We start from the raw sequence: 15,057 nt of genomic DNA, 5'->3' as shown, positions 1-15,057 counted from the left end.
CCTCGCAGTGTCCGCTTGCACGCACCGGGGTTCAAATCGCTTGAACGGCGTCGAATGGCATTATTTTTTGCGGTAATTCTCGCACTTTCCTGTCCCGTCACGGATGCATGGTAAACACGGTGCGTGAACGATTTCCGTCATTCTCCCAATGCACGGCAAGCTCGGACAATGGCACTGCCCGCGTCGCAATCTCGAACCGCGCTGGAACCGCGGCGCGCAGGACTTCGCTCGCCGCGTGCAGAAGCCGCTCGAATGGAATGCTGCCGATACCGCTGCCAAGCAGCGTGATCGCGGAGGCGCGCAGCACGGCGCCGAGCAGGGCTAGCGTCTCTCCGCCAATCGAGCCGATCTGTACGAAACGCATGGGGTAGCCGTCGGGAAGCAATCGGGCCGCACCTGTCAGCAGCGTTTGCGCGCTCGGGCCCCACAGGTAGTCGAGCACCACGTCGACGCCTTCACGAAAATGCGGCTCAAGTGCGCGATGCAACGACGGTTCGTCCTGATCGAGCCGTATGACGCAGTCGGCGCCCACAGATTTCAACCCGGCAAGCGTTTGCGGATGACGCCCCGTTGCGATCACCTTGCCGGCGCCCAGATGCTTCGCGATCTGTACCGCAACGCGTCCCGATGCACCCGTTGCGCCGTTGACCAGCACCGTCTCGCCTGCAACGAACTTCGCGCGTTCGGTGAGCGCCGCCCACGACGACATGCCCGGAATCGCAATCGCCGCAGCGGTGACGGAATCAAGCGTGTCGGGAATCGCGAAACACTGCCCTTCAGCCACGAGGGTTCGCTGCGCAAGGGCGCCCGACGGCTCTCTGGGTCCGAAAAAGTAGACGCGCGTACCGTCTTCGCGGCGGCCCACGCCGTCGACACCGGCAACGAACGGAAAACGTCCCGACGACGAATAATGCGAGCCGGACGCCCTGGCGCGCGTCACATGGCTCAATGCCGACGCTTCGACGTCGATCAGCGCGTAACCCGCCGTGGCCACCGGCGCATCGAACCCGGCATAGACGGGCATGCGGCCCGCTTGCGTGACGACTGCCGCTTTCATGAGCGCACCTCGTCGGATGGCAAGCCGGCCAGTTGCGCATCGATCCACGCTCGCAGTTCGGGATCGCGAATTTCGAGCACCCCGAAAAGCCCTGACGCGCGCAACGCGGGCAGCGCATCGACAATATCGGCGGCGGCCTGCGCGCGTGCCGGCTCGCTTGCATGAGCGTCGCTCCAGACAAGCGCATTGGCAAGAAACGCCGCGATGGTGCCCTTGCGGATCGTCGCGCCGTGAACGTCGATATGATCGGCATGGTCGGGAAGAAGCTGATCGGCTCGCATCGGACTGAACTCCTCAATAAGTGATAGTGGGTCCAGTCTAGGTCTGCGGCATCGGCCTGTCTGAGGTATAAAGGCCATTCGATACGGTTTTCCGGCCATGAATACTCCGCTTATTCGCCCAGAGCTCGTCACGTCGCCCGAGGGGCCTTTTCTGGCCGCGGCAGAACTCACGCAGCGCGAATCCCGCGCGACCGCGTCGCATAGTCACGCGCGTGGGCAGTTGATGGGCGCGTTGAGCGGGCTCGTCTCGGTCGGGGTGAACCGGCAGCATTGGGTCGTACCCGCGATTCACGCAATCTGGATTCCGCCGCACTGCGAGCATTCGGTCCGCTCGCACGGTCCGTTCTCCGGGTGGAGCGTGTTCATCGCCGAGCAAAGGTGCGCCGAATTACCAGGCGAGCCTCGCGCGATCCGCACGACATCGCTGTTGCGCGCGGCGGTTCGCCGCGCGGCGAGCTGGGACGGCACGCAGCTCGACACGCAGCGCAGCCGCATCGCGGAAGTCATCCTCGACGAGCTGGCGGCATCGCAGGCCGAATCACTGGGGTTGCCCGCGCCTGAAGATGCGCGGCTCCTGCGCATTACGGACGCATTGGTCCGTGATCTGTCCGATTCCCGCCGTCTCGAACAATGGGCCGAGTGGGCCGGACTTTCGCCGCGCACGCTGAGCCGCAAGTTTTCCGCGGAGACGGGGTTGAGTTTTGCGCAATGGCGCGCGCAAGCGCGACTGCTTCGCGCGCTGGAACTGGTTGCCGATGGCGTTAGCGTGACGACTATCGCGTTGGAATTGGGCTATGACAACGTCAGCGCGTTTATCGACATGTTCAGGCGGGCAACGGGAACCACGCCGGGGCGCTACGGCACGGCAGAGCCAGGGTTGACGGGTGATGGACGCGACGAGTAACGCGGGCATGTTCGCGGCCGCTACTTCCAACGTTAGCGCGCCCATTTTCATCGGGCGCATTTTCTGCTGAAAATTCGACGGACTGCTAAAGACCTGGAGTACCTTCCCAAGATTTTGAATGTGCGACTCCGCACACTATGGATCCGGATTTGATCCGTAGAAATCCTCACCGCCTTTTTTACGGCCTTATCCTATCTTCGAACCGATGGACGTGGACATGCGCGTGCATGCGCAATACCTTACGGTTCAATGAACGCCGGCAGAGCAGACGTTAGCGTTCAGCCCAGCTCCCAAAAAAGTTATTCGCGCAGGACATCAGCATCCTGTAAGCCACGCGTGCGCATGCTGCAACAAGCAATGTGAGCGGGCGAGTCGCGCGCGGTGTCTGACGCCCATCGTTCAAACCGGTCACAGCTTCAAACGATCTTTAGCAGTAGATGCCCCACCCAAGCAGGCAACCCCCGTAGGGGAGATACCATGTCCGAAGATGCGGCGGAGCAGCGCAGCCATGTAGCCCGGTCTCGCTGGAGCGCAATCGTTTTGACCGCGGCTTTGGTATCGCTTATTTTTCTGGCTCATGGCTGCAATACCGGCGACAGTGTCACCAGCCCTACTCTTCTTCCCCAAACCAAACTGGCTGCGAACTGCTTTACGAAGTTTGCAATCAGATTACCGGTGTTCGGACCGGCCGGTTCAATACCTCGCGTGGATGCCGCGGCTCATCCCAACCTGACCGTAACCATGATGGAGACCAACCAGCAGGTATTGCCACCAGGTTCCTACGCTCAATGCGGTGCAGGCGTAACGTTAGGTCAAACACGCGTCTGGGCATACCAGACCACGGATTCCAGCACGGGCGCGGTGCTCGGTCCGGCTCGCTGGCCGGCCGTCACTATCGTTGCCCAACGCGGCACCGCGACGCGGGCTACCTACGTCAATCGACTGCCGAGTTTCGATCCCGCGCAACCGACCGGCCCGGGACTGGTGCAGGGAGAACTGCCGTTCGATCAGACCGTGCACTGGGCGGATCCGTTGAAGACCGGTTGCGCGATGCCTATGCAAGGCGCGAGTGCCAATCCGTCATGCAAACAGAACTACATCGGTCCGGTTCCCGCCACCGTGCACTTGCATGGGGCTGAACTGCCCGCCGCCTACGACGGTGATCCGGAATCATGGTTCACCCCAAACGGACTGAAAGGTGCCGACTACCACACGATTGGCAGCCCCGGACCCGGCACGGCGATTTATGAATATCCGAATTTGCAGGAACCGGGCACGCTATGGTTCCATGATCATGCTCTGGGCGTCACGCGTCTCAACGTTTATGCCGGGCTCGCAGGCTTCTACTTTCTGAAAGACCCCAACACGGAGCCGCAAGGATATCCAAGTGGTCCTTACGAAATTGAAATGGCAGTGCAGGACCGGATGTTCGATGCGAGCGGCCAGCTATATCTGCCAACTCAGCAGGCCTCCATCAACCATCCGTTCTGGAGTCCGATTTTCGAGGGCGATGTCGCCGTCGTGAATGGAGCAGCTTTCCCTTACCTGAATGTCGAGCCGCGGCGCTACCGCTTACATATTCTTAACGGCAGCCTGAATCGGGGCTATACGTTTGTTTTCGGCAACGCACCGGTTTATCTGGTCGGGGCCGATGACAATTATTTCGACAAACCCGTTCCCCTTGCCGTTTCTTCCGGTGGCGTTTCCGATGGCCTGCCTGTCTCGCCGGGTGAACGGGCTGACATCATCGTCGACTTCTCGAAGTTTGCCGGGCAGACCATCGAGCTGACGAATTCGCAGCCGGGCCAGGATGTCCAACTGCCCGACATCATGCAATTCCGGGTGGCAGCGTCGACATCGACACCTGACGCGAGCTGCGACCCGGCGCATCCGGACACGACCGCTGGCGTCTGCGCCAGGAAAAACCCGGTGCCTCATCTGACAGATGGAAACGGCAATGTACTGCCCGGAGTGAAAGTCGACAGAGTCAGACAGATGATCCTTTACGATCACGTCGAGAAGTCCGGCGGCCCCGTTCCTGCGGATATCAAGGAGTATGTCAACAACACCACGTGGAACGGGCTGGAGTCGGCGAGCATCGCTCATGATTTCCCGAGCGACGGCATCAGCGAACTGCCGCGCGTGGGCTCCGTTGAAATGTGGGAGATCGTCTATCTCTCGACCATGCCCGGTGCCAGCCACCCGGTGCATATCCACCTTTCGCAATTCCAGGTTCTCAACCGGCAGGCCATCAATACGAGTCAATATCTGGCGGACTGGAATAAGGCGTTCGGCGCGACAGGCAGCAGCGCGGCGCCCCTGCCCGGGGGATGTACGGCCGGCACGTATTGCGCCGATTACGGCCCCCCGCTCGACTATGCGACGCCCAATAAAGACGGTGCGCTTGGCGGCAATCTTCCTTTTAGCGGCTACCTGCAAGGCGCCAACCTCCCGCCAGCGGCTGGAGAATCGGGATGGAAGGACACAGCCGATGCGCACGCGGGACAAGTGCTAAGAATTCTGGTGCGTTGGACACCCTCGAGCATTCCCGTCGTGCCCAACCAGTCCTACGCGGGACAGAACCTTTATGAGTTTGATCCGACACAGGGGTATTACGTCTGGCACTGTCATGTCATCACCCATGAAGACAATGAAATGATGCGGCCGTACCGCGTGACGAATTAAAGGTTGGCACCGTGTCTGCTGATTCTCTCGCCTTCAGGACAGTTGCTCCCGCAACCAGACGAACCACCAGCGCAGCCTGGACACCTGATAAAAAAGCGGAGTGGATGTGACGGTCACACAGGTTGCGATCTCCGCATATCTGCCGGACACCATGCCGAACCTCGACTTTGGAATCTCCTCGCTGCCCCACTGGCACAACCAGTTCTTCATGTCATGAATGGCGCAGAATGAAAGGCGCCGCGGCTCATCCGGATCGTCCGCTCGCCAGTACCACACGGAAAGCTGATCGGCCAGCACCTTATAGGTGAAAGGGATATCGGTCTTTTCACGGCCATGACAGAGGCCGCTTTTCTGTTCTCCGTCACAGGACAACATATAGACGGTAACTTCATTTCCGAAGGGCAGCCACGCCGCTGTCGTGCCGGGGAAAACCAGAAAGCTTGCCACGACTACGATGTAAATGATCAGCCGATTCATTTTTTGGGGTCTCCGTGGGGATAGCCAACAGCGGTTCACACCAGTCTACATAAAGTTCATCCTGCTCTGGGCACAGCGACGCATGCGGCATATAACCGGTCGGGAAAAAGCGATAAGGCAATGGCAATGATTGCCCCGCAGCGCCGGCGGCTCCTTCCTGTCACACACGGGCAGTCAGTACTTTGCAAATTCCGTAAGGCACCGTCCCGAACTCCGGCACTAATCCCGCCCGGTCTCGAGCCGTTATGCATAAGTGTTCTGCCCGTGCACATTCAGGCCGGTGGGCTTCGTGCGTCCTGCGCCGAGGAGCACTTGCCGCCTGATCGACCCATTCATTCGTCCACCATGAAACTCTTCGCGCGCTTCAGCCTGACTCACCGACTCTATGCCGTATCGGCCGCATTGATCGTTGCCCTGACAGCGGTCGCTGTCATCTCCTGGATCCAGCTGATCGACGCGCAGCGGATTGCGGCCAATGCCGGCAATGTGCGCATGCAGCAGTTGGAGCGTATTGCAAGCACCGAACTCAGCGTGACGCAGGTACTGCTGGATTTGCGTCATGCGATGCTGGTCTCCTCGGCCGACGACGTCCAGGCTGCCGCTCGGAATATCGACGCGGAACGTCAACAGATCCGGCGCAACGACGACGCGTTTTTCAGCAACATTACCGACGAAGCGGGAAAGGACGCCTTCCGTAATGTCTGGCTCAAGATGCAGGCCGACGCATGGCCCGTGGCGGAAGCGAATCTTCGGCTGGTTCGGGACGGCCACCGTGACGAAGCGTTCCAGATGTTGACGGCGCAAACCATCCCCACCTTCGCGCGTATTCAGAAATGGCTGGGCGAAGAGCGAGCCAGACAAGGCGAACAACTCGGCGGCCAGGTCTCGGAAATTGAAAGGGCCTTACAGTGGACGCGATTGCTGCTGGTGAGCCTCGTGGCTGCTATCGCGATGGGTCTCATGGCGCTTTCGTGGTACATCGGAAGCTGTCTCCGCAGCCGCGTCGCCGAAGCGCAGAAAGTGGCTGAACGGGTTCGGGACGGCAATTTTACGGTTGCGGTCGTCGATTCCCACGCCGATGAGATATCCCCGTTGCTGGGTACGCTGGGTGCCATGCAGAATTCGCTGACCGAGGTGGTGCGCAGTGTCCGCAGCAATGCGGAAAGCGTGGCGATGGCTAGCGCTGAAATCGCGGCCGGCAACGCGGACTTGTCCTCGCGTACCGAAGAACAGGCGGCATCACTGCAGGAAACTGCTTCGAGCATGGAAGAGCTGGCCGGCACGGTCCGTCACAACGCGGACAACGCAAGGCAGGCAATGACGCTGGCGAATACCGCATCGGATATCGCACGGCGCGGCGGCGACGTGGTCGGACGGGTGGTCGAGACCATGCACGGAATCTCCGACAGTTCGGCCAAGGTGGCCGAGATCATCACCGTGATCGAGGGTATCGCGTTCCAGACCAACATCCTCGCGCTCAATGCCGCGGTCGAGGCGGCCCGCGCCGGTGAACAGGGGCGGGGTTTCGCGGTCGTGGCCGGCGAGGTGCGCACGCTCGCCCAGCGCAGCGCAAGCGCGGCCAAGGAAATCAAGGATCTGATCGACGACTCGGCGAGCCGGGTGGATACCGGCTCGAAGCTCGTCGAGGAAGCAGGCAGCACGATCAACGATGTGGTCCAGTCGGTCAGGCGCGTGACGGACATCATGGGCGAGATGGCGGCGGCGTCGGCGCAGCAGAGCACGGGTGTCGAACAGGTCAGTCAGGCGGTCAGCCAGATGGACCAGGTGACCCAGCAGAACGCCGCGCTGGTCGAGGAAGCGTCGGCCGCTACGCAGTCGATGGCGCAGCAGGCCCAGGCGTTGCGTGACGCGGTGGCCGTCTTCAAGCTCGACGACCGCGGAGTACCCGCGTCGCGCCCGGCTGCTTCGCGAGCGGTAACGCGTCGTCCAGCTCCCACCACTCGCACACCCGCCGCTCGCACACCTTCGCGTGCCACGCCGGCCACGGCTGCGCCCGTGGGGACCGCGGACAAGGACGCCGCAATCGCGGCGACCGACGCCAATTCCGTGGATTGGCAGGCGTTCTGAGGAGTCTGAAATTGGACAATGCTGACGCGGCGCTGGAGAAAATGAGCCGGCTCGTGACCGCCAACATGGAGACCGTGAGCATGCTTGGGGCACGCGCGATGGTGCTGGGCAAATTTCTCGACGCGGCGCTGCCCCAGCTCACAACGTCGCAGCGCGCCGAGGTTGCGCTGTCGTTCCGGCAGGGTATCGAGGACGCGATGGCGTTAATGGACGATGTACCCTTGCATGCCGGCTATCACTCGGCCCTGCTCGAACTCACCAATACCATCCTTGCCACATTGGCTCAGGGATCTGTCCGCTAGTCGCCGGCATTGCCGAACCACGGTTTGCCTCTCGAATAGCGGGAAAACGCGGTATAGTCCGAGGGCGCAGGCATTTCAATTACCCCATTCTGACGGATGTGAATATGATTCCACTCGGTGCAGCGTCCACCCTGCTCGGCGGCGTAACCAGCGCCATCAGTTCCGGGCTGTCGATGCTAACGGGCAAAAGCTCCGCGAGCGAGTCAAGTCAGTCGAGTTTCGCGGCGCACCTGAAGTCGGCAACGACGTCACAGAGCAGTTCCGCGAAAAGCGTGCATCACCATCACGTGCCAGGCGCAGTCGGCGTGGTGAACGCAATGGCCAGTTCTTCCCCAGTGCAAGCAGCCGCGAGCGCTGGTACGACACAAGGTGTCGCGGCCGGCTCGATCATCAATATCAGCGCCTGAACGATTGCCGAAACCCGATCGGGTAATGCGTTCGTAATAAGCGTTACCCTGAACGAAACACCGTTCGAGAAGGCGCGCATGGCGGAAGCGCGCTGACTGTCCACGAGTCATGTTGCCAGGTTGGCCTCGCGGACGGCGGTGGCCGTTTCGCCGGCTGACAGAGATCGGCGGCATACGACCCGTCTCGACGCCCGGAATCCCCCTGTCATCATCCCTTCCATGTAAGACCTACGGGGTCGGCGCCTTCGCATCTGTAAAACCGGACTCGACGGCATACGGCGGCGATTCCACGCGTCATCCGGCAAACTCGACTTCCGCTTCGCATTCGGGCGGCACGTCTGGCGAAAAGCGGGCTGAAAGCAAAGCAACGCCTCTCAAGAACTCCGGTCATCTTGCCGATATCCATACGGCCACGTCCACGTCATGCATGCCGCTTGAATGAAGCGGCGAGCCTTGGCGCGCGCAGTTCCGTTTCACATTTTCGTCGTGCACATTCGAACAAGATGAAGCTCAAGACCAGTTTCTACGGGGTGATGCTGTTTTTCACGGCTGTCAGCGCAAATGCGCTGGATATGCGAAGCGCGCAGCCGGTCGCGCCGGCAGCGCAAGCGCAGACAGCCGCGCCGGTCGATCCCGCGGCCCTGACCAACGAGCGTATCCGCCAGATCGTCGGACAGGCTGGACTCGATCCCGATTCGGACAAAGGCCGGTTGCTGGTCAAGCTGGTCACGCGGGTTGCGGCCGATGCGGAGTTCCGGAACCGGCTCAGCACGTGGTCGCAAACGCGAGGGATGTTCGGCGGGCAGTTATCGCCGGACGATCGCATGCGCGTGCTGCACCTGTTAAAAGGCCTGGCGCAAGGGCCGAAGAGCGACTGCGACGCGCTCGCCACCAACGGCCGCGACTTCTTTCTGATGGCAAAAACGCTCTCCACGCAAAGTTTCCAGAATCTGCTGGAAATCATGGAGATTTCGGTCGACCACAGTACGCCCGACTCGAACGACGAGCGATACACCACCGCGGAACTGCTCGACGCCGATGCGGAGCTCGAATCGAAAGTGCCGTCGCAATTCATCGCCAAGGGTCCGTCGAATGCCTGCGAGCTGATTCGCGTCGCCGTCGACGCGGTCGACGGATTGCCGCCCGCATCGCGTCAGGCCGCGACGTACGAGCTCTTCCAGATCATGGATCACAAGCCATCGGCACGCGCGAAAGTGTTGACCGACCCTTACGCCTACCTGGACGACATGTTCGACGAGCGGCGCATGCCCGATTCGATCCGCCGGAAGTTGCCGGAGAACGGCAGCCGCCCTTTGCCGTTCTCGCGTCTGGTAGTCGATGCCGAATGGAAGAACCCGTCGACGCCCAACCAGCCGACGCCGTTCAAGGACACCTTCGTGAACCGTCGAAATAATGGCGTGGTCGCCGAACTGGTGACGCCGGCTGCGGATTCCGCTCGACTGGACTGGTCCGACTTCTACCTGAGCTACGGCGTCGCGAGCCTGCTCACGCAAACCGTCGGAACCCACGAGTTGACGCCGCTCGGCACCCTGAAGGACGATGTGGCCGTCGACACCGCGAGCCGGCCGCTTGTCGAAGGGCACAGCATCGAGCTGGCGCTTCCGCTGCCATCGGAAAAGGGCGAGACCTCGCGGACGTGCGAGATCGGCAAGACGGTTCCCGCCTCCACGCTTTTCAGGTCGCTCGACGGAGACGCGGTCGGTCTGCATTGCCAGTCGGTGACGAAGCGCGGCGAGACGGTGCGCTTCGATGCATCGTTGCTCGTGAACTACGGCATTGCGTGGACGACATCGATTGACGACAAGGACGGCCGGACCGACGCCATCATCAGAAACGTGACGGTCCAGCAGCCATGAGGGTGCGACAAAAATCGCGCAACGGAACGCGTCGCGAAGCCGGCACGCTGCTGCTCGCCGCGCTGGCAGGCCTGCCTTTTATGGCAATGGCGTCGCCGGCATCGCCACATGCGGATACCGCTGCGGTACTTTCAGGCGCCTCGTCGCACGCCGCGGATCCACGCCTGGCGCTCGCGAACCGCACGACGCCTTGCGCATTGATGCTCGACAATCGCGGCTGGAGCGTGACGCCATTCGAAAAGCCGAAAGACGAACGCGCGCGATGCATGAACGAGGCGGCGCAAGGCAACCTCACCGCACGGGCCCTCTACGGCCAGATGTTGACGTACGGCTATGGCGGCGAGCGTGACACCGCGACAGGCGTGGCGATCCTCAAGTCGTCGGCGCTCGACGGCTCGCTGCTCGCACGCCGCATGCTCGGCAACCTCTATCGCAACGGCAGCGTGGTTCCACAGGACTATCTCGCTGCGCGCCAGTGGTTCGAATCGGCTGCCGCGGACGGCGATGCGACATCGGCCACGGTGCTCGGTGCAATGAGCGCGAACGGAGAAGGCCAGCCGGTCGATAACGCCGCCGCGTACAGGTACTTCGTCCAGGCCGCAGAGGGTGGCTCGGCGAACGGCGCGGCCAATGCGGCGCAATTCGCCGCGCTCGGGCGCGGCGTGCCGAAAGATCCGGCTGTCGCCGCTTCGTGGATGATCCGCGGCGCGAGCGGCGGCGATGCGGGCGCGCAATTCCTGCTCGGCCTCGCGTTGTTGCGCGGCGAAGGCGTGCCGCGCGACGCGGGGAACGGCGCCGGATGGTTGCGCGAAGCCGTGCGCCAGGGCAACACCGGCGCCGAGGCGGCGCTAGGCGACGTGTATCTGAGCGGCGTCGGCGTGCAGCGTGATACGCGCCGCGGTTTCGATCTGATGTCGCACGCGGCGAGGCAAGGCTGGGTCTATGCGCAGCGCAGAATGGGCGACCTCTACGCAACCGGCACGGGTGTCGCGAGGAACGACGTGCTGGCGCGTTCGTGGTACCGGAAGGCAGCGGTCGAAGGCGACGCCGCAGCGCGTTTTGCACTCGCGGACCTCTATCGCACCGGTCGCGGCGGTCCGGTCGATCTGGAGGCGGCCATCGGCTGGATGCGCGGCGCGGCGGACGCAGGGCTGGCAACAGCGCAGAACGACCTCGGCGTGATGTTCCGCGAAGGCTGGGGCACGCACAAGGATTCCGCCGAAGCTCGCACATGGTTCGAGAAAGCGCGCGCGCAGGGGCTCGGCGTCGCCTCGTTCAATCTCGCGATCTATGCATTGCGCGGAGAAGGCGAGCCGGTCGACTTCGGCAAGGCGTTCAAACTGGCGAGCGAGGGCGCGGATCGCGGCAGCGAAGAGGCGGCGGTCACCGCCGCGGCAATGGCATGGAAGGGGCAAGGCACACCTGTCGACAAAGCGCAGGCGCTGCGCTGGTATCGCTTCGCCGCGGACCACGGCAACGTGGAGGCGGCGCGCTGGATCGGCAATCAGTATCTTGCGGGCACCGAGGTGCCGCGTGACGAGGCTCTCGGCCTGCACTACCTGACGCTCGCGACGAACGCGGGCGATCCCGCGAGCAGCGTATCGCTCGGCGCTTATCTGACCGAACATGGCCAGTCTTTGTCGGGCAAGACGGGTGTCGAATGGCTCGAAGCGGCAGCGAAGCGCCGCGTTCCCGCAGCTTACGCGGCGCTCGGCTATACGTACGCGCGCGGCATTGCGGGCAAGCAGGATTCCGGCGTCGCGCTGGGCTGGTTCTCGCAAGGCGCGCAACTCGGCGACCCGGCGTCGCAGGCATGGCTTTGCAGTGCGTACGCGTATGGAAGCCCCGGCGTGCAGCGTCGTCCGGATTATGCGGCCCGCTGGTGTCAGGCAGCATCGCGCAGCGGCAACGTGCTCGCGATGAGCATTCTCGCCGACGCGCGCAACGGCATCGCCAATGACACCAGCCGGGTGTACTGGCAATGGAAAGTCGCGGACCGGGGCGATCCGAAATACCAGTCGATGCTCGGCGACAGCTACGATCTCGGCGACGGCGTCGCTCCCGATCTGTCAGCGGCGACATACTGGTTCCGGCGCGCGGCGGATCAGGGCAATGCTTCCGCTCAAAGCTCGCTGGCGTGGCACCTGTTGACGGGCCTGGGCGGCCGCGTCGACGAGTACGAGGCCTTTGCGTGGGCATCGAAGGCGGCGCCGGCCGACCCGGAAGCGAAGCGGATGGTGGGCGTCGCTTATGCGTATGGGCGCGGCGTCGGGCGTGATCCGGCTGCGGGGCGCGTCTGGCTCGAAAAAGCGCTGGCTGCCGGCGACGACTGGGCAGCCAGCGACCTCGCAACCTTGTACGAGATCGGGCCGCTTGCGCAGCGCGAGCCGGCGCGTGCCATGCAACTTCATCGTCAGGGCGCGCGCGGCGGGGCCGAGCAGTCGCAGATCGCGCTCGCTTTGCACGCGCTGGCAGCGGGCACGGAAACGGACCTCGGCAACAATGAGCGGCGCTGGCTGGTGCCTGCCGATGCGGCGTCGAACCTGTGGCATGACGATTCGCTCGCGCCCGCCGGCGAACTGCGGCAACGCTGGGATGGGTTGTCATGCCTGAACGAGGCATTGCTCGGCAATCCGCTGATGCAATACGACGTCGGCATGCGCTTTCTGACCGGCAACGGCGTTCCGCGCGACCGTGCGCTCGGCGCCGCCTGGATCGCCCGCGCGCGGGCAGGCTTCGAAGCCCGCGGCGGCGTGCCGGCGTACACCGCCGCGATCCGGATCGTCGAGGCGCGACTGTCCGAACGCATGGGCGATGACGAGAAGCAGCGCGCTCGCGAGATCGCGGCGAATCTGGACGCGACAGTGAGGGAGTGGCAGTGAAGCAACGGTGAAGCCGTCGTTGTGCAGGTCGGCTGTCGGCTGGCCGTTCAAGCGGGCGCGAAGGTGTTGAGCGCGTGCGGTTTGCCGCAAGAGTTTATCTAACGCGATTCATCAATTTATCTGGTTTGCCGGACCGCCATCAGATAGATATTCTTCTTGTCGCCTCCTGAATAACCGGCCGGACCACTTCATGCGAAGGAGAGCGCCATGCTCAAACGTATTGCAACCAGCCTGCTCGACATCGCCTATGACGAACAAGGCAATGCCGACGGATGGCCGGTGGTCCTGCTGCACGGTTTCCCCTACGACATCCACGCTTACGACGCAGTGACGCCGCGCCTGACATCCCAAGGCGCGCGCGTCATCACCCCTTACCTTCGGGGCTACGGTCCCACGCGCTTCCTTGCGCCCACGACGCTTCGCTCAGGCCAGCAGGCGGCGCTTGGGGCAGACCTGCTGGCGCTGCTCGACGCACTCCAGATCGGCCAGGCCGTGCTCGGCGGATACGACTGGGGCGGCCGCGCGGCATGCATCGTGGCAGCGCTCTACCCGTCGAGAGCGCGGGGGCTGGTTTCGGTCAACGGCTACAACATCCAGAATATCGCCGCCGCCTCGCAGCCCGCCGACCCCGAAAAGGAATACCGGATGTGGTACCAGTATTACCTTCATGGCGAGCGCGGCCGGGCCGGACTGACTGAAAACCGCCGCGAGTTCTGTCGTCTCCTATGGTCGCTATGGTCGCCGACCTGGCATTTCGGCGACGACACCTACGCGCGCTCGGCGGCGGCGTTCGACAATCCCGATTTCGTCGACGTGGTCGTGCATTCTTACCGGCACCGTTTCGGACTGGTCGACGGCGATCCCCAGTTCGACGATATCGAACGCCGCCTGTCCGCCATGCCGCCGATCACCGTGCCTGCGATCACGCTCGAAGGAGACGCCGATGGCGTCTCGCCCCCCGGCGGAAGACAGGCAAACTCACAGCGCTTCACCGGACGCCATCAGAACCGCGTCGTGCCGAACGCCGGACATAATCTTCCGCAGGAGGCACCCGGAGCGTTCGCTGACGCGGTCCTCGATATCAACGCATGGGCCGCTCGACGCTCCTGCGCATGTGGCGACTGATACGCGCGTTCACAAACTCCGCCTTGTCACAGCATTCGCAGCCTGGCCAGCATTCGAGCAGCACACTGCGGGCTAATGCTCCGGTCAGGGAAAACCGTGGAACGCCGGTCTCAACCTGAATCGTTTATCCCATCATCACGCAGAGGTTCGCTCAATGAATACCGTTCCGCAGGCACCCTTGATTCTGATAACGGGCGGAGGCCGTGGCGTGGGCGCGGCGACTGCGCGGCTCGCTGCCGCACAAGGTTACGATGTCGCGATAAGCTTCGTCTCCGACGAGTCTGCCGCTCTTGCGGTGGCGGCCGACGTGGAAGCGGCCGGACGCCGGGCTTTAGCCGTGCGCGCGGACAGCGCGGATCCCGAGCAGGTCGCCCGGCTATTCGCCGCGATCGACCGGACGTTCGGCCGCATCGACGTGCTGGTGAATAACGCCGCGATCATTGCAAAGCAGTCCCGCCTGGAGGACCTCGAATTCGCGCGGATGCAGCGTATCTTCGCGGTCAACTCGATCGGCCCGATCCTCTGTGCGCAGCAGGCGGTGAAGCGGATGTCGCATCGTTACAATGGCCGAGGCGGCGTCGTGATCAACATCTCCTCGGCATCGGCCCGGCTCGGCAGTCCAAACGAATATGTCGACTATGCTGCGTCGAAGGGTGCGCTCGAGACATTCACTACCGGTTTTGCAAAAGAAGTCGCGCGGGACGGAATACGCGTCAACTGCATTCGCCCCGGGCACATCTACACCGACATGCATGCAAGCGGCGGAGAGCCGGGACGGGTAGATCGCGTCAGGGACTCGATCCCGATGGGAAGAGGCGGGCAGCCTGAAGAGGTTGCGCGGGCGATTCTATGGCTGGCAAGCGCCGAGGCCTCCTTCATCACCGGCACGTTCCTCGACGTCACCGGCGGCAAGTGAGCAACAGGGTTCCGCGTTGGAGGCGGTGCTCCGCGGGAAAGGCACTGCGGATGCGT

12 protein-coding genes are annotated in these 15,057 nt (G+C 63.0%); 9 read left to right on the top strand and 3 right to left on the bottom strand.

Features of this window, described 5'->3' with window-relative positions; genetic code table 11:
- Positions 1-97 precede the first annotated feature (97 nt).
- Both BXE_RS23800 and BXE_RS23795 read right to left on the bottom strand, forming a co-directional pair.
- Positions 98-1,057 carry a quinone oxidoreductase family protein gene (locus BXE_RS23800; protein WP_011490685.1) on the bottom strand — a complete coding sequence of 320 codons (960 nt, stop codon included), beginning with the start codon at positions 1,055-1,057 and terminating at the stop codon, positions 98-100.
- Entirely contained in the window at positions 1,054-1,338 is a 285-nt protein-coding gene (locus BXE_RS23795) for a hypothetical protein (RefSeq protein WP_011490684.1), read from the bottom strand. Before BXE_RS23795 ends, BXE_RS23800 begins: the two co-directional genes overlap by 4 nt.
- A gap of 97 nt (positions 1,339-1,435) precedes the next feature.
- On the opposite strand from BXE_RS23795, the gene BXE_RS23790 reads away from it, so the two are divergent.
- Positions 1,436-2,242: an AraC family transcriptional regulator gene (locus BXE_RS23790; RefSeq protein WP_011490683.1), complete on the top strand. Its 807-nt coding sequence runs from the start codon at positions 1,436-1,438 to the stop codon at positions 2,240-2,242.
- A gap of 477 nt (positions 2,243-2,719) precedes the next feature.
- The gene (locus BXE_RS23785; RefSeq protein ID WP_148223056.1) at positions 2,720-4,927 is read left to right on the top strand and encodes a multicopper oxidase family protein; all 2,208 of its coding nucleotides are present in this window, start codon (positions 2,720-2,722) and stop codon (positions 4,925-4,927) included.
- Between the two features lie 33 nt (positions 4,928-4,960).
- On the opposite strand, the gene BXE_RS23780 is transcribed toward BXE_RS23785, so the two are convergent.
- The gene (locus tag BXE_RS23780) at positions 4,961-5,404 is read right to left on the bottom strand and encodes a hypothetical protein (RefSeq protein WP_011490681.1); all 444 of its coding nucleotides are present in this window, start codon (positions 5,402-5,404) and stop codon (positions 4,961-4,963) included.
- Positions 5,405-5,749: 345 nt separating this feature from the next.
- Here BXE_RS23780 and BXE_RS23775 point away from each other — a divergent pair, with 345 nt between their 5' ends.
- The 7 genes from BXE_RS23775 to BXE_RS23745 all read left to right on the top strand — a co-directional run bounded on the left by BXE_RS23775 (position 5,750) and on the right by BXE_RS23745 (position 15,001).
- A complete protein-coding gene (locus tag BXE_RS23775; protein WP_011490680.1) occupies positions 5,750-7,492 on the top strand; it encodes a methyl-accepting chemotaxis protein in 1,743 nt (580 codons plus the stop codon).
- Positions 7,493-7,503: 11 nt separating this feature from the next.
- Positions 7,504-7,794 carry a hypothetical protein gene (locus tag BXE_RS23770; protein ID WP_011490679.1) on the top strand — a complete coding sequence of 97 codons (291 nt, stop codon included), beginning with the start codon at positions 7,504-7,506 and terminating at the stop codon, positions 7,792-7,794.
- A gap of 104 nt (positions 7,795-7,898) precedes the next feature.
- On the top strand, positions 7,899-8,201 hold the full coding sequence (locus BXE_RS23765; RefSeq protein ID WP_040124104.1) for a hypothetical protein: 303 nt from the start codon (positions 7,899-7,901) through the stop codon (positions 8,199-8,201).
- A 503-nt stretch (positions 8,202-8,704) separates the two neighbouring features.
- Positions 8,705-10,078: a hypothetical protein gene (locus BXE_RS23760; RefSeq protein WP_011490677.1), complete on the top strand. Its 1,374-nt coding sequence runs from the start codon at positions 8,705-8,707 to the stop codon at positions 10,076-10,078.
- Positions 10,075-12,960: an SEL1-like repeat protein gene (locus tag BXE_RS23755; RefSeq protein WP_011490676.1), complete on the top strand. Its 2,886-nt coding sequence runs from the start codon at positions 10,075-10,077 to the stop codon at positions 12,958-12,960. The genes BXE_RS23760 and BXE_RS23755 overlap by 4 nt, the downstream gene beginning before the upstream one ends.
- A gap of 207 nt (positions 12,961-13,167) precedes the next feature.
- A complete protein-coding gene (locus BXE_RS23750) occupies positions 13,168-14,085 on the top strand; it encodes an alpha/beta fold hydrolase (protein ID WP_011490675.1) in 918 nt (305 codons plus the stop codon).
- Between the two features lie 154 nt (positions 14,086-14,239).
- Complete coding sequence (locus BXE_RS23745) at positions 14,240-15,001, top strand: glucose 1-dehydrogenase (RefSeq protein ID WP_011490674.1); 762 nt, start codon at positions 14,240-14,242, stop codon at positions 14,999-15,001.
- Positions 15,002-15,057: the final 56 nt, after the last annotated feature.

It is taken from the genome of Paraburkholderia xenovorans LB400 (assembly GCF_000013645.1).
Taxonomy (GTDB): domain Bacteria; phylum Pseudomonadota; class Gammaproteobacteria; order Burkholderiales; family Burkholderiaceae; genus Paraburkholderia; species Paraburkholderia xenovorans.
Note: the sequence above shows the minus strand (reverse complement) of the source record. Positions and strands in the feature narration are given on the sequence as shown.